This is a genomic window from Vibrio cortegadensis (genome assembly GCF_024347395.1).
GTDB lineage: Bacteria > Pseudomonadota > Gammaproteobacteria > Enterobacterales > Vibrionaceae > Vibrio > Vibrio cortegadensis.
This window is the reverse complement of sequence record NZ_AP025472.1, coordinates 625,418-646,916: the sequence shown is the minus strand read 5'-3', so window position 1 is coordinate 646,916 and position 21,499 is coordinate 625,418. Positions and strand designations below refer to the sequence as shown.

The 21,499-nt window shown below is 41.5% G+C and carries 21 protein-coding genes; 5 read left to right on the top strand and 16 right to left on the bottom strand.

The annotated features are described in order from the left end of the window. Positions 1-4 precede the first annotated feature (4 nt). From OCV39_RS03060 to OCV39_RS03010, 11 genes are all read right to left on the bottom strand, one after another. The gene (locus OCV39_RS03060; RefSeq protein ID WP_113799136.1) at positions 5-1,219 is read right to left on the bottom strand and encodes an AAA family ATPase; all 1,215 of its coding nucleotides are present in this window, start codon (positions 1,217-1,219) and stop codon (positions 5-7) included. Positions 1,220-1,234: 15 nt separating this feature from the next. After that, positions 1,235-1,735, bottom strand: a complete 501-nt coding sequence (locus OCV39_RS03055) for a TadE/TadG family type IV pilus assembly protein (protein ID WP_113799138.1) — start codon at positions 1,733-1,735, stop codon at positions 1,235-1,237. Further along, positions 1,732-2,166, bottom strand: coding sequence for a TadE/TadG family type IV pilus assembly protein (locus OCV39_RS03050; RefSeq protein ID WP_113799140.1), 435 nt, complete (start codon positions 2,164-2,166; stop codon positions 1,732-1,734). The genes OCV39_RS03055 and OCV39_RS03050 overlap by 4 nt, the downstream gene beginning before the upstream one ends. Before the next feature lies 1 nt (position 2,167). Further along, positions 2,168-3,400 (bottom strand): TadE/TadG family type IV pilus assembly protein, encoded by a 1,233-nt coding sequence (locus OCV39_RS03045; protein ID WP_261888906.1) that lies wholly within the window; start codon positions 3,398-3,400, stop codon positions 2,168-2,170. A 32-nt stretch (positions 3,401-3,432) separates the two neighbouring features. Further along, positions 3,433-3,696 carry a hypothetical protein gene (locus OCV39_RS03040; protein ID WP_171755951.1) on the bottom strand — a complete coding sequence of 88 codons (264 nt, stop codon included), beginning with the start codon at positions 3,694-3,696 and terminating at the stop codon, positions 3,433-3,435. A 9-nt stretch (positions 3,697-3,705) separates the two neighbouring features. Continuing rightward, entirely contained in the window at positions 3,706-5,118 is a 1,413-nt protein-coding gene (locus tag OCV39_RS03035; RefSeq protein ID WP_390903230.1) for a type II and III secretion system protein family protein, read from the bottom strand. 62 nt (positions 5,119-5,180) lie between these two features. Then, positions 5,181-5,927 (bottom strand): Flp pilus assembly protein CpaB, encoded by a 747-nt coding sequence (gene cpaB / locus OCV39_RS03030; RefSeq protein ID WP_261888903.1) that lies wholly within the window; start codon positions 5,925-5,927, stop codon positions 5,181-5,183. Beyond that, positions 5,924-7,273 (bottom strand): AAA family ATPase, encoded by a 1,350-nt coding sequence (locus OCV39_RS03025; protein ID WP_261888902.1) that lies wholly within the window; start codon positions 7,271-7,273, stop codon positions 5,924-5,926. The genes cpaB and OCV39_RS03025 overlap by 4 nt, the downstream gene beginning before the upstream one ends. Positions 7,274-7,290: 17 nt before the next feature. Beyond that, entirely contained in the window at positions 7,291-7,806 is a 516-nt protein-coding gene (locus OCV39_RS03020; RefSeq protein WP_261888901.1) for a prepilin peptidase, read from the bottom strand. Positions 7,807-7,821: 15 nt separating this feature from the next. After that, positions 7,822-7,986: a Flp family type IVb pilin gene (locus OCV39_RS03015; RefSeq protein WP_261888900.1), complete on the bottom strand. Its 165-nt coding sequence runs from the start codon at positions 7,984-7,986 to the stop codon at positions 7,822-7,824. Positions 7,987-8,020: 34 nt separating this feature from the next. Then, complete coding sequence (locus tag OCV39_RS03010; RefSeq protein WP_261888899.1) at positions 8,021-8,185, bottom strand: Flp family type IVb pilin; 165 nt, start codon at positions 8,183-8,185, stop codon at positions 8,021-8,023. A gap of 173 nt (positions 8,186-8,358) precedes the next feature. Between OCV39_RS03010 and OCV39_RS03005 the strand changes: the two genes are divergently transcribed. From OCV39_RS03005 to OCV39_RS02995, 3 genes are all read left to right on the top strand, one after another. Further along, the gene (locus tag OCV39_RS03005; protein ID WP_261888897.1) at positions 8,359-9,105 is read left to right on the top strand and encodes a helix-turn-helix domain-containing protein; all 747 of its coding nucleotides are present in this window, start codon (positions 8,359-8,361) and stop codon (positions 9,103-9,105) included. A 153-nt stretch (positions 9,106-9,258) separates the two neighbouring features. Then, positions 9,259-10,944, top strand: a complete 1,686-nt coding sequence (locus tag OCV39_RS03000) for an AMP-binding protein (RefSeq protein ID WP_261888896.1) — start codon at positions 9,259-9,261, stop codon at positions 10,942-10,944. A gap of 58 nt (positions 10,945-11,002) precedes the next feature. Next, positions 11,003-11,215 (top strand): VF530 family protein, encoded by a 213-nt coding sequence (locus OCV39_RS02995; protein WP_017054075.1) that lies wholly within the window; start codon positions 11,003-11,005, stop codon positions 11,213-11,215. Positions 11,216-11,399: 184 nt separating this feature from the next. On the opposite strand, the gene fusA is transcribed toward OCV39_RS02995, so the two are convergent. Both fusA and radA read right to left on the bottom strand, forming a co-directional pair. Further along, positions 11,400-13,484 carry an elongation factor G gene (gene fusA, locus OCV39_RS02990; RefSeq protein WP_113799158.1) on the bottom strand — a complete coding sequence of 695 codons (2,085 nt, stop codon included), beginning with the start codon at positions 13,482-13,484 and terminating at the stop codon, positions 11,400-11,402. Between the two features lie 219 nt (positions 13,485-13,703). Further along, positions 13,704-15,083, bottom strand: coding sequence for a DNA repair protein RadA (gene radA, locus OCV39_RS02985; protein WP_113799160.1), 1,380 nt, complete (start codon positions 15,081-15,083; stop codon positions 13,704-13,706). A gap of 143 nt (positions 15,084-15,226) precedes the next feature. Between radA and OCV39_RS02980 the strand changes: the two genes are divergently transcribed. After that, positions 15,227-17,572 carry a PilZ domain-containing protein gene (locus OCV39_RS02980; RefSeq protein WP_136995539.1) on the top strand — a complete coding sequence of 782 codons (2,346 nt, stop codon included), beginning with the start codon at positions 15,227-15,229 and terminating at the stop codon, positions 17,570-17,572. Positions 17,573-17,654: 82 nt separating this feature from the next. On the opposite strand, the gene serB is transcribed toward OCV39_RS02980, so the two are convergent. After that, a complete protein-coding gene (gene serB, locus OCV39_RS02975) occupies positions 17,655-18,635 on the bottom strand; it encodes a phosphoserine phosphatase (protein WP_261888895.1) in 981 nt (326 codons plus the stop codon). 117 nt (positions 18,636-18,752) lie between these two features. Here serB and OCV39_RS02970 point away from each other — a divergent pair, with 117 nt between their 5' ends. After that, positions 18,753-19,358 carry a YtjB family periplasmic protein gene (locus tag OCV39_RS02970; RefSeq protein ID WP_029203525.1) on the top strand — a complete coding sequence of 202 codons (606 nt, stop codon included), beginning with the start codon at positions 18,753-18,755 and terminating at the stop codon, positions 19,356-19,358. Positions 19,359-19,442: 84 nt separating this feature from the next. On the opposite strand, the gene deoD is transcribed toward OCV39_RS02970, so the two are convergent. Further along, positions 19,443-20,162 carry a purine-nucleoside phosphorylase gene (gene deoD / locus OCV39_RS02965; protein WP_017054081.1) on the bottom strand — a complete coding sequence of 240 codons (720 nt, stop codon included), beginning with the start codon at positions 20,160-20,162 and terminating at the stop codon, positions 19,443-19,445. A 106-nt stretch (positions 20,163-20,268) separates the two neighbouring features. Continuing rightward, the gene (locus OCV39_RS02960) at positions 20,269-21,489 is read right to left on the bottom strand and encodes a phosphopentomutase (RefSeq protein WP_261888893.1); all 1,221 of its coding nucleotides are present in this window, start codon (positions 21,487-21,489) and stop codon (positions 20,269-20,271) included. Between the last annotated feature and the right edge of the window lie 10 nt (positions 21,490-21,499).

The window sequence follows — 21,499 nt, the reverse complement described above, 5'->3', positions numbered from 1 at the left end:
AATTCTATGAAAACAATCGTTTCAGCCATCCTTTTTTGGACTCTTCTGGCGGTGATATTAAGTGTGAAAACTCCACGACCGATTTAGTAATTGGACTGCTTTTCCTTGACTCTATAAACGGCTTGCCTAGGTTTGCACTTTCAATTGCAACTTTAAAATCATTGGGAATCATATGTACTTTTACCCCATTGATCGTCTGCTCAATATCTTTGATTTTTATTGATTGGCGTTTTTCATATCGATTAACAATCAACTCAATTTGTTCTCGTGTTATGCCGTATTCAAACGTTAGTGCACGACTAATTCGAGTCGTATTTTTTACAGCTACTAGATTTTGCTGAGTAATGAGGAATACTTTACTGGCTGACGAGATCACAGAGGAAAATAACTTATCGATGCCTCTTGATAAGTCCACGATGAGATAAGGATAAAATTCCCTTAGTGTAGGTAATAGCTTTCCAATATTTTTAGCTTGATCGAAATCTTCATTACTGTTTTCAAGACCAAAACTCAGCATATGTAACCCCGATGGGTGTTTTGTAACCATACTGCTCAATGAGCTTTCATCTAAATCAGCGACATTGGTGATTGCATCTGAAATACTATAAGAGGGAGCCACATTTAGGTAATCCGATATCACGCCAAATTGCATATCTAAATCGAGAAGTAGCACCTCATCTTTATGATAACTAGCTATCTCCATCGCAGTATTTAATGCAAGGGTTGAAGCCCCTGAGCCCCCTTTGGTATTCATAAAAATGAACAACTCCCCCATATTACGACTCGCGATTTTTTCTTCCGCGACGTTTTTTAGCAATGGAAAGAGTTCGCTGAGTACTACTCGATCAGAAACAAAATCGGCGGCTCCAATTCGTAAGGCGATTTTTAATGCGCCGTTATCGCTTTCATCACCAAATACCACAAGAGAAGCTTCATACTCCGATGTTGGAGGCTCATACTCTTGTAAGACCACAATCTTCTGCGCCCAATTAGGCCCTGTTTCCACGAAAATTAAATCTGGAGGGGTGAGTTGTTTTAAGCTCCCCACATCTAAGCTATACATGGAGATCATTTCGAACGTCAGATTTCGACACTTCTCAAGCTCTTGCCCCATGTGAAGTTTAAAACGATCATTTGAATACAAAACCCATATGCACAGATTCGTTTTTAACCTTAATTGGTTATCATCTTGCATCGTTAGTTTCACCGCTTCTCCCATAGTCGATCCCCTTCCTTAGCAATCGGTCTTGGTTCCATTTGTGTTATTTTTATTTGGCCTAACTACCCCAAGACTTTCTGCTGGTAGTGTGGTTTCAAAACTAGGTACCGATACCAGCCCGTTGTTTCCCAAATAGTTGAAAAGGGAAATAAACTGATAGTCATAGTTATCTACTTTTGCTCTAACAAACCTTATTGATGTAAATGTATCTTCATCTTCTAAATCACCAGTAACAACACCACCAGATTCATCTAAGTACTCAATAACTAAATGGCTTGTGGTGAAATCTGAAGGTGCATTACTGTCAATAACCAAAGTGTTAATATCCGCTGAATCCGTGACATAACATACACTGGCTAAACGCGCTGCTTTTCGTGTAATTTCGTTCACCATTTGTAAAGAAAACATGTAATAACCGAACGAAATGATGCCAAATAACATCAGTAACAACGCACTCGACACCACAGTAAACTCAATAATCGCTAGCCCTTTTTGATTTTCTCGCTGACTGTTCATGGCCCTGTCCTCATGACTGACGATGCGTTCAATGTGACAGCTAAAGAGGTATTGGATATTGGTAAGACTAAAAAGCTTGGTAAATAGTCATAACTTGCCGAAACCGTAACATAACCATTGACATGAGAAACCGAGATATCACTCACCGCTAAAGCGTCTAAAATTCGGTGGCTGCCAGTACTAGATTGTCCGTAAAGCACGATATTTTTGATCTCATCTTCATCGGCAATTTGATCATAAGAGGAGGTCCCATACACTTCCGTTACCGCATATCGAGCTCCGTTTTGTACCCCTTTATTTAAGCTATTTTGCTCCAACATTATGTTACCGATTTCAATGACTCCTACTAATAGTAGTAACAGCACGGGAAAAACGATAATAAATTCAACAGCCGCTAATCCATTTTGTTTATGTCTAAGTATCGTTTTCATATCAAGACTCCGTACTTAATGGATCTTTATAGAGCTGTATTCTATAAGGTCCTTCATCTTCAGGGGTGGGACCTGAATTACTATGATCTACCGTGCAGTCTTCAATAAACTCACCAAAAACCCCCTCATGACTTCCATTATTGGTTGGGGCTTGTTGTAATAAGAAGAAGCAACCTATTGCAGTCACTTTAACGTTTGAAGTCCCCCCAGAGGCCGTAGAACAATCAACAACTGGGACTGGTAAGATTCGTCTATCTGCAACACCTCCAGATCCAATGCGACAGTTACTCTCACCAGAACAATCAGGGGTCGATGCCATGTAATCACTGTAGCCCCAAGGGTCGCCACCGGCACCACTTGTATCGTTATAGGTAATATTGCCGCTGTTGTCGGCTGTCGCTAACGTTGATGGCTCTTTGACATAAATATCTGTAGGGTAATCCGATGAAGACAATCCACCGCCACTATAAACACCAAATCGAGAATTGATCCCTTGACCAACAGGCCCTACATTGCCTCCAGGTTTTGTATCTATATTTTCACCAATCGTAATGCACCCGTCATACCCACCAGCCAATGCAGATCGAATGGTACTAGCACCAGAACCAAAATCGAGGAGTTGATAGTTTCCGGGTCCCATCGTTCCTTGACTTGTACTCGCAAGTTTAAGCATATATAGCTCACCTCGCTCATAACCATCGGTAGAAGTTCCGCCACCAGAGCACACTGACATAGGAACGATGTTACACGCTTTTATCGATGCAGAGCTTGGCCCTGCAACAGCACTCGCGGATACCGTTTTTTGAAGCCCGAATGCTTGAATAAAAAACTCGTCCATATCCAAGCTCGTTACTTCTACTCGCACATACACATCTAACGAACTATCAAAGCTAGAATCTGGAAAAGTCTGCGGGTCATTTGAATAGGTCACCGATACATTGGCTGTCGACATATCCATCTCACTGTTACCCACCGCGCCTGCCATATTGGTGAATGTGGTGTTTGCCGCTGCCGTTGCATCGGCGATACTGCTGTCACTATCAATTAAAACCGCCGCGGAAAGAGCCGCTGAGTCCACTGCATTTTGGAGTCGTGTCTTATTTACCATGAGATGGTTGATATCAATCGAAAGTGCAGCAATCGCGACAAAGACCAACATAGCCATCGTCACCATGACTAAAACTAAGCCTTTCTGCTTTTGCACTTTCTTGTTACTGCTCGTTATCGTTCTCATGATAAATCCTTAGAGATCGTAGACCAGAAAACCTATTGGCTAAACCCTTCGATAAACTGGCTATCAGAACCCGCTAAACTGTCACCCTTCTTACCAGTATAGACGTGATATGCGCCTTCCATTCTTTCACCACTACCAGTAGGGATAACCCCCATGTTTTCCTCTGTCGCTTGTTTGTTATAAATTTGCTCTTGCTTTAACTGGGCCACATGGCTACCTAAAGGTGCGTCATTTGCACAACCAATCAAGCTGGTTAAACAAAGCAGAGAAGTGGTCACTAACATTATATTTTTCATCATCCTCTCCTATAAACTGTGTCCAAATGAACCTTCTGAGCCACCTTGACTATTATCCAAGAACTCAGGATCTGAAGGCGCTTGATTTACTGAAGGTTTAACCGATGAATCGATGTATGCGCCCATTCCCAGCAAGTAGTATTTCAGGTCGGTAGGGTTAACAAATGCGTCGGTGGGTAAGGTGATTTTATTTCGATCAATTGGAGCCGCTAATCGAGGTGTGACTAGAATAACCAGTTCCGTTTCGCCAGAAATGTACTCTTGGCTATTGAACAATTGGCCCAATACTGGAATATCCCCAAAGCCTGGCATTTTATTCGAAGCATCACGAACATTTTCACTAAGTAGACCAGCAATACCAATGGTTTGCCCATCGGCTAGCTCTAAAGTTGATGAGGCACTACGACGGGTAATCGGAGGAATGTAATAGGTCCCATTGGTGCCATTTGGTGACAAGGTAAGACTATTTGCGCTAGCAATCTCACTGACATCTACCGCTAAATTTAAGTTGATTTTTTTATCACTAAGAACGGTAGGTATAAACTTAAGGCCGACCCCATATTCTTTGTATTCAATGGTAATCCCATCATCATCAGGCACTGGTATTGGGAACTCTCCCCCAGCTAAAAACTCAGCTTTAGAACCGCTTAATGCCGTTAAGTTCGGTTCCGCTAACACTTTTGCCACACCACTCTGCTTAGCCATATCAAGAGCAAACGTGAACAGCGTATCGCCATCAACAAATGCCCCTAAGATTCCCGTTTTAGTCACGGTTGGATTGTTAAAAATAGGCCCAACAGAGCCGCCAATATCATCGAGGATCCCACCACCAGACGTTCCGCCCCATGAGAAATTCCCGTTCTGTTCAAAGAAATGAAAACTGGCATCAAAACGACGAACAAGGCTACGTTGAACTTCTGCTACCGTCACTTCTAGCATGACCTGCTGCGCACCACCGATAGACATCAAGTTGATGATTCCTGTCTGTTGCGTCTGTACGCTAAGAGAACTTTTCGCCGCATCCGCTTCTTGGCCTGATGCATAAGTTTCAGCAACCCGCAAAGCAACATTCATCTTCTCTTGGGAGCTCACCTGGCCACTTAAAATCAACCTATTTTGAGCACTATGAACTTCGACGGTTTCATCTGGTAAGAATTCGTAAAGCTTTGCTTTTAAGCTATTAAGGTCATGAGTCACTTCAATATTTATTGACTCAATCAGTTGTCCACGGCTATCCCAAGCCATTAAATTGGTGGAACCTAACTTCTTACCGATTAGAAACAATTCATCAGACTTAAGCATGACGATATCGAGTACTTCAGGATCTCCTAACGAGACACGTTTTGCTTTACCTGATAATTCAACATGTGTTGATTTATGATGAGGGACTTTGACTACTTTCCCTGTCTGTGTAGATGCCATAACGGCAAAACTGCTTATCAACCACACGAATACAATTATGATTATTTTCTTCATGTATCACCTCAATCCCTGACTCGAACATTGGAAGACTGTGTCCCTTTGATGATGGTGACACTAGGAGATACATAGCGACGCACCACTTTTTCTTTCGGCTCATGTGGGTTACGCAACGTGAGTTGGATCTCTCCTTTACTCTTCGCCGTTAATAATTTTTCCGCCTCTTTCGGTGAAACTTCCAATGTCACCGCTCGAACGATAATCGGCTTGTTTTCTTTACTTCTTGCTGTCTGATCGACCGCTAATACTTTGATATCTTTCAAAACCGTCACGGTATTCGCTGATCCTTTGCCGTACGAAATCGTATTAAGAATATCCACTTTATTACCCGGTAATAAGAAACCCGCTACACCAATCACGTCATTTACACGAATAGTCACCGCTCGTTTCGTTTCAGGAATTAATGAGGCAAGAGCGGAACCTTCAGCACCGACCGACATCCTTTGAGTATTCACGATTTCCCCAGAATAGATGGAGGTGGCGGCAACTTGTCCTAGTAACTCAGTAGCTTCAGTATATTGATATTCGTTGCGCCAATCTTCCTCTAGCAACTTAGTGGTAAGGTGTTGATCTTCAATCACCGTTCCCGCCGGGATCTCTTGTGCTGCGATGATCACAGGCTCACGTAATACGACTTCCACTTCGGTTTGTGGCTGTGACTGCCTATCCATCCATTGCTTAGCAAAAAACACTGCTGCCAAGCCAAAGATAATCGACAATAAAAACAATAAAATGACCTGATTTCTGTTCATCTTGCACCTCCTCCTTTGCCATCGGCAGTAAAGTAGACTTCCCAAGCACGCTCTAATATCGTTGGAGTGATCACAGGGTCTGTCTCTTCGAATGCAATAATATCCTTGCTGATACCTACAATATCCTTAGGTAGGCATGGGTAATAACCCACATTATGTTGACGATGCAGTTGTAGTAATGGTTTAAATAAATCATGTTCTAGAGTTAATAACTTACCTTGTGCCATTAACTCCCATAAGGCTTGGTATTCATCCTCTTTGAGTGGATTAAACTGAATCTTGTAACCTAGACGACGCAAAAATGCAGGGTCGGCGATCGTCTCTGGCTTTAAATTTGTTGAAAAAGCTAAAGTGAGAATGAATGGGATGGATATTTGTTGCCCATTAGGAAGCGACAAGTAATCGAAGAAATACTCCATAGGAACAATCCAGCGATTCAGTAGCGTATCAACTGGCATCGGTTGACGACCTAAATCATCAATAATGAATATGCCGTTATTCGCCATCATTTGAAGCGGTGCCATCCAAACTCGGTTGTGTTCGGTATGATTAACTTCCAGCATATCCATAGTGAGCTCACCTCCCACTTGAATACTGGGACGCTCACTCAACACCCAACGCTTATCATATTGAGATTTAAAAGAGATAGAGTCATTGATATGGTTGCTATCCACTCTTTTATGATGTTGCGGAGAAAAAACTTTAATGATATTTCCTGCCGCGTATACGGCATAAGGAATATAAACAGAGGTGTTCAGAGAGTTAAGTAAACGAGTTGCAACATACGTTTTCCCTGTTCCCGCATCCCCGTAGAGAAGCAGTGCCCGACCTGAATTTATTGCAGGACCAAGAACAGAGACCATGCGTTCAGCACCATAAACATCACTTAATGCACTAGTCACATCGCCTCTTGTGACTAAATGAGCTCGAACGTCTTGTTCCTTCACCATTCGATCATAATCACCAAGAGAGACTGGCGTTGGGCCTAAGTAGGCATCTTTCTTAAAAGCAGTGTCCGCTTCTTGCATTCCTTGCTCTGATAAAGCATATCGCACATGACCAGAGTTACTTTGAGAGGCAAAAGTTTCACTGGCCGCCTGAAACACTTCGACAAACGATTTTTTCCTTAACACAGCGATCAAGGTTTCAATCATGTGGCTATTTATACCCATTAAACGAGTGAGAGCTAAAATATCAGATTTTGGATAAGCAGCTAATTGCTTAATGAGGAGATTCTCGATCACGACTTGAGGAATATTGAGAGCATCAAAAGAGGTTGGCACTTTAGGCGCAGCAGCTTGCGGTGTCAGATCGTCCTTATGTCCTGATTTAATATTCATTTCCATAGAGACCCCTTCTCTAATTAGAAATAGCTATGTAGTGCTAACCCAATAACAACAACGGGCGCAAATGGCATTCTTAATTTGTTAGAGTAATGCTCAGCCCCCCCCGAGATAGAATTAGCAGAAAGAAGTATTAGTTTATATCGATGGTACATATCACTAACAGAATTCAATCTATCACTCATGCTAAATAATCCGTAAAGTAAACCTATAATTACTGTGGAAACGCCTATCCAATAAGCAACGCTAGATAAGTTATCTAAACCGACAGAAAAACCTACAACCCCTAGCATCTTTACATCACCAGGGGCCATTGCATGTATGAAATATAAAAGTAGGCCACCTAAAAAGAATATCATCCCAGCGTAGAAATATTCCAAAAAATGAACATAACTGACTGAATAATATAAATTATTAACAAATGACACACATAACAACAATAATAATAATTTATTAGGTATCTTATTATCTCTCAAATCCCAAATGGCAATAATAAAATAAACACTCCAAATAATAATTGACATGTATGTTGACATATTAACATTCACCTACTAGCTTATTACACGTTCAAACTTATCTGTTAATATTGTAGAATAATTAATAAAAAAGGCACCAAGAGCTACCACCAAAAGACCAGCTCCTACCACGTATTCAACAATAGTTAAGCCTTCCTCATCATCAAAAAATATTTTAATATGAGTTAATAGTCTTTTCATAATAAGCCCTTAAGCCTTATCTATTAGTTATATTCTAGCTAATTGCAGCATTCAATTTAGTATTCAACGTGGTACCAAACTGTCCAAAAATCACTGATAATGCAGCAACTAATAACCCTGCACCAACAACATACTCGACAACGGTTAACCCTTCTTCATCTTGCATAAATGCTTTGCAGTTCGTAATAAATTTATTCATTATTTGGTCTCCTTCCAATGCAACTTCATTCCGATTGCTTTTTAAATTTAGATATTATTATCAATAACGGTTAGGACTTTTTTGTTATGTTCTTGCACTTTTCCGCACAACTTCTACTCTAACTATAAGAACGAATTTAATACTTTTGGTTTAAGAAAATAATTGGATACTTTATGCATATGGATGTGCAACGAACTGGCCATTGGTTAGGAAAACCTTTGTCTCAATTACCACATGATGTTTTTAATGAATTAAAATTTTATTTTAATTTAAAAGAACATAATGATGACGTATCAATACTCAGCGAACCCAATGTTCAGTTTTCTTTCTTTTTTTTGGATGAAGCGTCAAATTACCCGCTTTTATTGGTAGCGCAAAAAATCGCCCAGAACTTAGGTAAAAATCTAATTGTGTTGTATCAAGGAAGAGTAAATAAAGAGCTATTTAACCATAGTGTTATCTATAGCCAGATATCTGTCGATAGTGACAATTTTAATTCATGGCTCCAAGATTTTACCCTGAAGGTACATTTAAGTTTTGATTCACATCGAGAAGTACTAGAACAGGTAAAAGATGAGCCTTTAATCATAAAAAATAATGTTGGTAAAGAGATTATTAGTATTCTACGTTACGTGGAAGACAATCTAGATAAAGTGATCAAAGAAGATGATATTGCCAAACAATGTCATTATTCTGTTACTTATTTTTCTAAGTTATTTCATAAGGTTGTAGGTATTAGCTTTCGTGATTATGTCTGTAATAAAAGAATCAACAACGCAAAAAAAATGCTCATTTCAGATCGAAAAATCAAAATATCCTTTATTGCATATCAATGTGGTTACAAGGATGTCTCCTATTTTTCTCGCATTTTTAAAAAGAAAACAGGTATGAGTCCGGGTACTTTTAGGACGAATCACTAATGAATTTATTTCTACCAGCGTTCATCGCTATAGCTATGATTTCTCGACATTAAACAGTAGATCCGCTTTTCCCTTGTGATGGTTACATGCTAGAATTAACAAGAAATTAACATAATAACAATATAATCGTTGCCAATAACATGGAGTTAGACAATGAATCAGCCTAACAAGTTAAGCACAACAACTTGCGCTCTCCCGCTACCGAATGAAATGATCTTGAAATGGGCACAGGAACGCCCTGATGAGGTCTATCTAAAGCAGATTATCAATCGTCAATTCGTCGAGTATACCTATTCAGACGTCGCAGAACAGGCACTTAAATTAGTCTCTGCTTTGCAAGATTTAGGTGCTAAACCCGGCGATAAGATAGCCCTCATATCAAAGAACTGTGCTGAGTGGTTTATCAGTGATCTCGCTATGATGCTAGGTGACTATGTCAGCGTCCCTATTTTCCCCACAGCAGGAGCAGATACTGTTGAGTACTGCTTAACCCATAGTGAAAGTAAAATTCTGCTTGCAGGAAAACTCGATGATGCAAAGGCCACCCAACAAGTCCTTGCGAACTTGCCTGATTTGATCAGTATTGCTCTGCCATATGATAGTGCTCCAAACTGTCAATACCAATTTAGTGAGCTAATGAAGCAACACGCTCCAAGTGAGTTTCGCCCGCAACATCATGATGACAAACTCATGTCGCTGGTTTATACATCTGGCACCTCAGGCGTCCCTAAAGGGGCAATGCTAACTTATGGAGCCTTTGCATGGTCCGTTCAGCAACTCATTAACCATATCGGCATTCAGCCTAATGACCGTTTGTTCTCATATTTACCTCTCGCTCATATTACTGAACGAGTCTATATCTTTGGGTCATCAATCATGGGAGGCGTTCAAACCGCATTCCCTGAGTCTCTTGATACCTTTATTGAAGATGTAAAAATGCAACGCCCTACACTGTTTATCTCAGTACCTCGTTTATGGACTCTGTTCCAACAGCGTATCCAAGATAAACTGCCTCAACGTAAGCTGAATATTCTGATGAAGATCCCTTTCATTAATTCTATCATCAAGAAAAAACTGGCTGATGGATTAGGGCTTGATCAAGCTCGAGTACTTGGGTGTGGCTCAGCACCAGTATCTCCAGCGCTACTAGAGTGGTATGAAAGCATCGGTTTACATATCTCAGAAGCCTGGGGAATGACCGAGTCGTTTGCCTATAGCACGCTTAACTTCCCATACCGAGCAGAAAAGATTGGTACCGTTGGAAGCGCTGGCCCTGGAATCGAATTAAAAATTGCTGGTGATGATGAAATTATGGTTCGAGGCAATGGACTATTCTCTGGCTACTACAAAAATGACATCGCGACTAAAGAGTCATTTGATAATGAGGGTTGGTTGCATACTGGTGATATCGGGTCCATTGATAACGAGGGCTATCTAACGATCAGAGGTCGTAAAAAAGACACCTTCAAAACAGCGAAAGGGAAGTTTGTAGCACCTGTTCCTATTGAGAATAAGCTCTTTGAATACAGCCGTGTCGAGATGATGTGCTTAATTGGTCTTGGTCTACCTGGCCCGATTTTACTTGTCGTTCCTCATGATTTCCCAAATTTTGATCGAGCTCGTTATGAAAAAACCTCTCGACGAGTTATCGAAAAAATGAATACCAAGCTCGCTTCGCATGAAAAAATTAAAGGCGTATTGATGATCAAGGAACCTTGGAGTATCGAAAATGGCGTTCTCACCCCGACATTAAAAATTAAGCGTCATGTTTTGGAGCAGAAATACCATGAAATTGGTCATAACTGGCCAAAGGATAAGCTTGTTGTATGGGAAGAATAAAGTAGCGGCCGTCAAGATGCTGTTATACTAGACGCAATATTTATCAAGAGATAACAGCATGACACAAGCGAACAACCCATTGCATGGCATTACTTTAGAAAAACTATTAACGGAACTCGTTGATCATTACGGTTGGGAAGAGTTGAGCCATATCGTGAATGTGAATTGCTTTAAGAGTAACCCAAGCATTAAATCGAGCTTAAAGTTCTTGAGAAAAACCGATTGGGCACGCGCTAAAGTTGAGAAATTGTATATTGACCTAAAGCGTTAGAAGTTAAAGCAGGATTATTTATGCCGATACAGTAAATCTCTTTAGAACGAATTGGTATAGAGTTATCACCCGCTCACCTTTCAACTTAACGTTTCAATGCCAATAAGCTAATAAGCCAATAACAAAAAGCCCCGCTAGTCAGACTAGCGGGGCTTTTTTAAGTTATTTTAAAGAAAAAGACTAATTACTTAGCTTCTTTCTCTGCTTTAACTTTAGCGATAACTTCTTCAGCAACGTTCATTGGACATGCTGAGTAGTGTGCGAATTCCATAGAGAATTGACCACGACCTGAAGTCATAGTACGTAGGTGACCGATGTAACCAAACATTTCTGAAAGAGGTACGTCAGCTTTAATACGAACACCAGTTAGACCAGCCATTTGGTCTTTGATCATGCCACGACGACGGTTAAGGTCACCGATAACATCACCAACGTGATCGTCTGGAGTGAACACGTCAACTGCCATGATAGGCTCAAGAAGTTGAGCACCAGCTTTAGGCATAGACTGACGGAATGCACCTTTCGCTGCGATTTCAAATGCGATAGCAGATGAATCGACTGCGTGGAAACCACCATCGAATAGTTCAACTTCAACGTCTAGCGTTGGGAAACCAGCAAGAACACCGTTCTCCATCATGCCAGCGAAGCCTTTCTCTACTGCAGGCCAGAATTCTTTAGGAACGTTACCGCCCACTACAGAAGACTTGAATGTGAAGCCTGAGTTTGGCTCACCTGGTTTGATACGGTAATCGATCTTACCGAATTGACCAGAACCACCAGATTGTTTCTTATGCGTGTAGCTATCTTCAATTGGTTGAGTGATAGTTTCACGGTAAGCAACTTGAGGAGCACCAACTGTAAGGTCAACACCGTAAGTACGCTTAAGGATATCAACTTTAATGTCTAGGTGAAGCTCACCCATACCTTTCAGGATAGTTTCGCCAGTTTCTTCGTCAGTTTCAACTTGGAAAGATGGATCTTCTGCAACCATTTTACCGATCGCGATACCCATTTTCTCAGAACCGCCTTTATCTTTTGGAGATACTGCGATAGAGATTACTGGAGTTGGGAAAACCATTGGCTCAAGTGTTACTTGATGCTTAGGATCACATAGAGTGTGACCAGTTTGAACGTTTTTCATACCAACGATAGCGATGATATCACCAGCTTGTGCGCTAGTAAGTTCGTTACGGTCATCAGCTTGCATCTCAACCATACGGCCAACACGCTCAGTTTTACCTGTGAAAGAGTTAAGGATGGTGTCACCCTTATTCAATTTACCAGAGTAAATACGTACGAATGTTAGTGCACCAAAACGGTCATCCATGATTTTGAATGCTAGCGCTTTGAAGGTTTCATCAGCAGAAACGATAGCGTGTTCGCCAGTCTCTTCGCCTTCTTCGTCCATTAGAGGTTGTGGATCAACTTCAGTTGGAGCAGGTAGGTAATCTACTACTGCGTCAAGAACGATTTGAACACCTTTGTTCTTAAATGCAGAACCACAGAATGTTGGGAAGAATGCAAGCTCACGAGTACCTTTACGGATACAACGCTTGATGTCTTCGATAGAAGGCTCAACACCTTCCATGTAAGCTTCCATAAGGTCATCGTCTTGCTCAACAGCAGTTTCGATTAGCTCTTCACGGTAAGCTTCAACGTCATCAACCATATCAGCTGGAACGTCAAGAATTTCGTAGTTTTCAGGAAGACCAGTGTCATCCCAAACGTATGCTTTACGGCTTAGAAGGTCTACAACACCAACGAAGTCATCTTCGCGGCCAATTGGTAGAACCATAACTAGTGGGTTTGCACCTAGAACGTTTTTAACTTGGTCAACAACGCTGTAGAAATCTGCACCCATACGGTCTAGTTTGTTAACGAAGATCAGACGAGATACTTCTGATTCGTTAGCGTAACGCCAGTTAGTTTCTGATTGAGGTTCAACACCACCAGAACCACAGAATACACCGATGCCGCCATCAAGTACTTTAAGTGAACGGTATACTTCAACTGTGAAGTCAACGTGTCCAGGAGTATCGATAACGTTTAAACGGTGATCATTCCAGAAACAGCTTACTGCTGCTGATTGGATAGTAATTCCGCGCTCAGCTTCCTGTTCCATGAAATCGGTAGTCGATTCACCATCATGAACTTCACCAGTTTTGTGGATCTGGCCAGTAAGTTTAAGGATACGCTCAGTTGTAGTGGTTTTACCCGCATCAACGTGCGCGAAAATACCAATGTTTCTGTATTTTGATAAATCAGTCATCGTTTTACTCTGTTAATAGGATATAAAATGCGCGCAGAGTATATCACAATCTGTGAAGACTGATAGCTTTGCGTGCATTTGAGATTAAAAAACTTTCACTTTACTGTATAAAGCAAAAGAGCCATCGACTTAAAAAAAATAAGCAATTGATTTTTATGGAATTGTTATTTATATAAAAGTCATTAATTTACTTGAATCATTGCTGCATATTTACATAAGTTACAATTCATCGAAAGCGTTAATTGCATCCGATAATTTTTTAACACCATGGATCTGCATACCTTCAACGCCACCTTTTGGCATATTAGCAAAAGGAACGATTGCTTTAGTGAAACCGTGTTTTGCCGCTTCCATTAAACGTTCTTGTCCACTAGGCACAGGGCGAATCTCCCCCGCTAAACCGACTTCACCAAAAACAACCACATCTTTAGGTAGCGCTCTGTCTTTAAAGCTAGACAGTAATGCTATGACTAACGCTAAATCAGCACTTGTTTCTGTTACTTTAACACCCCCGACCACGTTGACAAAGACATCTTGGTCAGCCATTTGAAGTCCACCATGTTTATGCAACACAGCCAAAAGGAGTGACAATCGGTTTTGATCTAACCCCACAGCAATTCGCCTCGGGTTAGAGAGCTGTGAATAATCCACTAACGCTTGAATTTCAACAAGTAAGGGGCGAGTTCCTTCCCAGACAACCATCACTGAGCTACCTGAAGTCTGCTCTTCGCCTCTTGATAGAAATATAGCAGAAGGATTCGTTACCTCTTTTAAGCCTTGACCTGTCATTGCAAACACGCCTAGCTCATTCACCGCACCAAAACGGTTTTTATGGCTACGTAACGTTCTAAACCGACTGTCAGCGCTACCATCAAGTAATACAGAACAGTCAATAATGTGCTCTAGCACTTTTGGCCCAGCCAGTGTTCCGTCTTTAGTTACGTGTCCAACAAGAAAAACGGCCACATTGTTTTGCTTAGCGTAACGAGTTAACGCTGTTGCAGACTCTCTAACTTGAGCAACACTACCTGGTGACGATTGAACATCGGCCACATGCATCACTTGAATCGAGTCGATCACCATTATTTTGGGTTGCTCTTTTTCGGCGATCTGACAAATTTTGTCTACGTTGGTTTCCGAAAGCATCTTTAAATGCTCTTTCGGCAGTCCCAATCGAGAGGCTCGCATAGCCACTTGCTGAAGAGATTCTTCCCCCGTCACATATAACGTCGGCATTTCAGCAGCAAGCCGACACATTGTTTGTAACAATAATGTTGATTTACCTGCGCCAGGGTTACCACCAATAAGGATAGCAGCACCAGGAACAACCCCTCCTCCTAGCACTCGATCAAATTCTTTAAAACTGCTTGAAAAACGAGGAACCTCTTGAAGATTTATTTCAGATAATGTCTGAACTTGAGCTTCAGTCACCGCACCCGCATAGCCCGACAATCGCTCATTTCTCGCGACTTGAGGAGAAGCCGCCAATCGAACTTCAGTTATTGTATTCCATGAACCACATGCATTGCATTGACCTTGCCAACGCGGAAAGTCCGCACCACAATCATTACATACATACGCTCGTTTTGCTTTTGCCATGTTTCCTCTAATTTCTCTTCCAACTATATAAACAAAATAGGTCAATATAGGTTAATATTTAGTTGAGCAGGTGTAACTCATCGCTAAAGTTCTAAGGCAATCAGCCGATGTTCTATATGACAAACTCACTCTAACAGAAAAGTATGCAGCAATCTGAAATTCTCTCACTAACAGAACGGCTAATCTCCACTTATCACGCTGATGATTTTGACTATGTCTTATCTCAAGTCACAAATGGAGAGCCTCCATCAGTAAAACTCTTAGTTAAGATGGAGTTGAACCGAATTATGGCCCCTTGCTCGAAGAAAATTGATCTTCGCGGCAAAGTACAGGGCGAATGTAGAGAATATGAGTTAGATGGAATACAGCATTGGCTCGATGATGTTGCCTTTAATGCTTACCATAAAAACACCAGACGCTTCGGAAGTTACACCGAAGGGGTTTGGGAGGCGTTAAATAATACGAAAAATAATTTTAGGGTATTGAATCAACAGCCCAACGCTAAACAATCAAAGAGTATTACTAACCCTGATAGTCCATATGAAGCAGAACCTATTCACTTAGGTTACAGCCTCAAGCGCCAAGAAAACCGATTAAAAGTCTTCTCTCAAGTTAAAATTGAGCTACCAAAATCCCAAGTTATACACGGTTTGAGTGTTGATTTATCGGGCTCCGGCGCTCGCTTTAAAGTGCCTAGCGCATTTGACTATAACTTGGGACAAGAAATTGCGGTGACTTTCACGGAACTAATGAAACAGTCCGAAGTGGTTGGAATAGATAAACCTATCGTATACCGAATTTTAGGCATTGATGATTCACACGAAAATGACGCGATAAAGTTCTTACGCACAATGCGTTTAACTGAAACAGATATCGTTAATCAAGTGATCACTGAATCGTTAACAAGCAATAGCAAAAAAACTCGTCATGATAATCAAGATAAAATCATCCAAGCAAGAACCCGTGGTTATGAACACGCCTATTTGAAACACACTGGGAATCTACCGCTATTTTTCAGCGGCAGTGAACTCAAACTGGCGCTGCTCACCGATAACAATCAACCACTATGGCAGTATTGGCATGATGAGCGAAACCAACAAGCATTCGGAACATTATTTAATTCTGAACGAATGGATCTATTGACGAGACCGGGGTTAAAGGGATCAAGTAACGTCATCTACTCTTTTACCCATACTCATCAAAATAAGACGCTTTTTTACTCAATGATGCTCCCAGAAGCGAGCAGAGAACAAAGGCAACTCTTCTGGCACATCGGAGCGAAAAGACCGAGCTGGAAAGCCTTTCGACTTTCAATATTTGAGCTTTCAGAAGAAGAGAGTCAATCGTTAGCGCAGCACTCAACTGAACTGAACGATAGTTCACAAGGGCTCACTCACTGCGGCATCTTACAAGAGATAGGCAACGAGCAGTCTAGTTCAGATTATCTACTCACGGAACGCCCTCGCCTTGCCAGTAATGAACTCAACCAATTCCGTCATTCAAGACAGATCCTTGGTCAACCAAAAGCTATCTTTTTTGATGCTCAAGGACGACGAAAAGAGCCTCGTTATCAGTTTAAGTCACCTGTGGAGATCACCACATCAGACGCCTTACCATTCACAGGCCACTCCATTGATATTTCAAAACATGGTATCAGCCTAATTCTAGATACCGCTGCTCCACTTAAGGCTGGTGACTCTCTTTCTGTCAATCTTAAAGAGCTACAGTTGTACGATAAATCGCTTCCGCTGGGAGAGGTTCCGTATCAAGTGATTCGTATCAGCCCAAATGCAAGGTGTGTACAACTGGCTATTGAAAATACGAGTCGAACGACTAAAACCATTGCCTTTTTCAATAGTATTATTGAGCACAATAAAGACAAATTAAAAGAGGTACACGAGCTATTGGCTAGCAACAGTTTACTTGAAAGCCTACATAACTCATTACTCAATAAAATAGTCAGCTCTCCTATTTTTATCGATAAGCATGATTCGAATTTAAGAACTAAGGTTATAGGGGTGAATTACCCACTCCCGAACCATTTAGTACTACTTGCAAAATTGGGCCATGAGGAGTGCTTATCACTAGAGCCTATATTTAAAGGGCGCAGTAATTCCCTACTGGCAACTCCCCTCAAGAGAATTGAAGGCGCAGAGCTGCAGTATCATGAAGTGTATATTGCAGCGATTAAATTTGGTGGAAAGCTTCAATCGATTCATACCAAATTATCTGATGATTTTAAGCACGCTAGAGAACGAATCGATTTCATCAAAAAAGCCAAAGAGATGGGAGAAGTTTATGTGCTTCGGATCTCAGGCGCACCGGTGTTTAACTCAACTACTTCACTGCTTCAATATGACATTGATGAGCTAACCCAAGTGAGTATCCATGACGCAGGAAAACTGGATAAAGAGATCCGTTCGATCATTGGCTATGGTGAAATTGTTGATATCACCGAGGAAGTAATGATACGCCTAGAACTCACTTAAACAGAACGAAAAAGAGTGGCTGCAATGCCACTCTTTGTTCTTCCGTTTTTAAACTTTTAACTTTTAGAAAAATCAAAATCCGCTAGGGTTTACTCTTCCAACTGATTTTTTTCTGTACCGCTAATTTTGCCGATAAAATACATAGCACACCACCTAAACCAGAGAAGCGAACTGCGGTTTGCGCTCGTTCTTCCACTTTAGGTTTTGCATGATAAGCGACCCCTAAGCCTGCGATATCCATCATCACTAAGTCATTTGCACCGTCACCAACAGCAACGGTGTTGTGTACTTCAACATTATATTTATCAGCAAGTTCCAACAAGATATCCGCTTTCGTTGTTGCCGATACAACATCCCCCAGCACTTGTCCGGTTAATTTTCCATCGATGATTTCCAATGTATTAGACTGAGCGTGATCCAAATCTAGGCTATCTTTCAAATAATCGGAAAAATAGGTAAAGCCCCCTGATGCAATAGCGGTTTTCCAACCTAAGGCACTGAGTGTATTAACCAGCTCTTCAAGATCAGGCATCAATGGGAGAGTTGATCTCACCTGTTCTAGAATGGATTCATCTGCACCTTTCAACGCTGCCACTCTTTGGCGTAAACTCTGTTCAAAGTCGAGTTCACCTTGCATGGCTCGCTCTGTCACTTCAGAAACAAGCTCTCCCACACCCGCCAGTTTGGCGATCTCATCAATGCACTCAATCCGTATTGCGGTTGAGTCCATATCCATGACGATCAATCCAGGTTTTGATAGATCTGGAACTTCACTTAAGTTGGCATAATCGAGCTCTAAAGCATGAAGCACTTGTTTGTGCTGCTCGGTTAACGCTCCTGACATCAAGGCAACCTCATAATGGCCGACCTTCCATGTATCTAAGATAATATGCTCGATCCCTGTATGTTCATCTATCTCATCAAAACATTCAGGAGATAAAAACTCTCCGAAAACGATCCATGTCGCCTTTGCTCGGGCGAGTTGTGATGTTTTTATTGTCTCAGGTAAACGAGTCAGTAACGAGGTGTGCCTCTTTATTGGCAAAATCTTTAACGCTTCCATGTATATGATTCCTAATTGGCCTCCTAAGACGTTAACCTATTGCAATTTAAAAACGCAAGTCTCAATATGGATGAAATGTAAATTTGTTTCCATGGGACCCAAATGGACGTATCAAAAATTGACGGTTCGTTATTTTCTCTGAGAAATGCATTTCGTATTCTCATTTTGGCGCTTTTGGTCGTCATGTTTATTACAACAATCAAAAATAGTGTTGTGATCAGTAAAGGTAATGAAAAAATTCAGTCTCGACAGCTTGAGACATTAACTAAAGTCCTGATCTCCCAAGCCGCACTTTCGGCTAGCGAGATGATCACACAGCAAGATCAGGAACGACTACTAAAATTAACCAACCAACTTTCTCAAGATCGCTTAGTGTTTGATGCCACGATTTATGACGCGGAGGGGGTTCGGCTCGCTTCAAGTGATAAAGCGCTGACGGCTCGTGAGGTTTTAGGGCTTGATACGCCTCTCTCAACCGCAAGTATTGGCAGGCAGCAGTTGTTAGAACCGGTGTTTAACGATGGTAATATCATTGGTTTTGTGAGGATCACATTCGAAACGGGTAAAGTAACGGCTATTTCTGATCACCATTATCGAAAAAGTGATCGTTACATGTATCTAATGCTGATGATGAGCTTCCTCAGTGGCATGCTCATTGTGGCTATCTTACGAAGAAAGCCAAGGGATAAAGGGGAAAACTTACTGTTAAAAAATGTAGGTTAACCTCTTAATTTTTCTCTGCCAAATACAAAAAAACCTCGCACTTACGTTAAGTGCGAGGTTTTTTATTCATAATAGAACGTTAGATTAATCTTTATCGCCTAGCAATACTGAATCTAATGCAACTTCCATCATGTCATTAAACGTTGTCGCACGTTCGTCTGAAGTCGTCTGTTCGCCTGTTTTAATATGATCTGAAACAGTACAGATAGTCAGAGCTTTTGCGCCATATTCAGCAGCAACGCCGTAGATACCAGCCGCTTCCATCTCTACGCCTACGATTCCGTATTTGTCCATCACATCAAACATTTCTGGATCTGGAGTATAAAAAAGTTCAGCCGAGAATAGGTTGCCAACTTTCACATCGATACCACGAGCTTTAGCAGCATCTTCAGCATTACGAACCATTTTATAATCCGCGATTGCAGCGAAATCATGACCTTTAAAACGGATGCGGTTCACTTTAGAGTCGGTACATGCGCCCATGCCAATCACAACATCACGAACTTTAATGTCTTCGCTAACCGCGCCACAGCTACCCACACGAATAATTTTCTTCACACCAAAATCTTTGATCAATTCAGTGGCGTAGATAGAGCAAGATGGGATACCCATTCCGTGCCCCATTACAGAAATCTTACGACCTTTGTATGTGCCAGTGTAGCCAAACATGTTACGAACATCGCATACTTGAACAACATCATCTAGGAATGTATCTGCAATGTATTTAGCACGGATAGGGTCACCAGGCATCAATACAACATCAGCAAAGTCGCCCATTTCAGCATTAATATGTGGAGTAGCCATTAACGTTATCCTCTGTTTCAAGTTTCAATTGAATATACGAATAAGCACCAAATATGCCTATTCGTATATAAAAAGGGACGCTATTGCGCCCCTATTTCATTATTGCTTATAGAAAGCTTTTTCCGTAATCCATATCAGAAGTACCAAAGTACTCTGCTAGGCTTTGGCCGATATCAGCGAAAGTACTACGGTGACCTAATGAACCTGCTGGTAGTTTTGGTCCGTAAGCTAATACTGGAATAAACTCACGAGTATGGTCAGTACCAGGCCAAGTAGGATCACAACCGTGGTCTGCTGTTAGAATCACGATATCATCTTCACCCATCATCTCTAAGATTTCAGGTAAACGGTTATCGAAATACTCTAGAGCTGCAGCATAACCCGCAACATCACGACGGTGACCATAAGCTGAATCGAAATCAACAAAGTTAGTGAATACGATTGTGTTGTCTTCTGCTGCTGCGATCGCTTCTTTCGTTGCTTCGAATAGAGCAGGGATACCTGTCGCTTTCGTTTTCTTAGAAATACCGCAACCTGCGTAGATATCAGAGATCTTACCAATTGAGTGTACTTGTCCGCCTTTCTCATCAACGAGTTTTTGTAAAACCGTTGCTGCAGGTGGCTCAACAGAAAGATCACGACGGTTACCCGTACGTTCGAATTGACCTTTACCAGCACCAATAAACGGACGAGCGATAACACGACCGATGTTGTAGTCTGCTAGTTCTTCACGAGCAATCTGACAAAGGTCTAATAGGTTTTGCAGGCCGAATGTCTCTTCATGACAAGCGATCTGGAAAACAGAGTCTGCTGAAGTGTAGAAGATTGGTAAGCCAGTCTTCATGTGTTCTTCACCTAGGTTATCTAGGATTTCTGTACCCGATGAGTGACAATTACCTAGGAAGCCAGGCAGGTTTGCACGCTTAAGAATGCGATCTGTCAGCTCTTTCGGGAAGCTGTTTTCTTTATCTGTAAAGTAGCCCCAATCAAACAGTACTGGAACACCTGCGATTTCCCAGTGACCTGAAGGCGTATCTTTACCAGAAGAAAGTTCAGCGGCATGGCCGTAAGCACCAATGATCTCAGCATTCGCATCAAGACCTGGAGCAAATTCGCCCGTTGCTTCTTTATGTGCCATCGCTAAACCTAGTTTAGATAGGTTAGGTAGCGTTAATGGACCTTTACGATCTGCATTATCAGCTTTGCCTTGTGCGCAGTGAGCTGCGATGTGGCCAAGAGTATCAGAACCTACATCACCGAACTTTTCTGCATCAGGTGCTTCGCCAATACCGAATGAATCTAAAACTAAAATAAATGCTCTTTTCATTGCTCTCTCC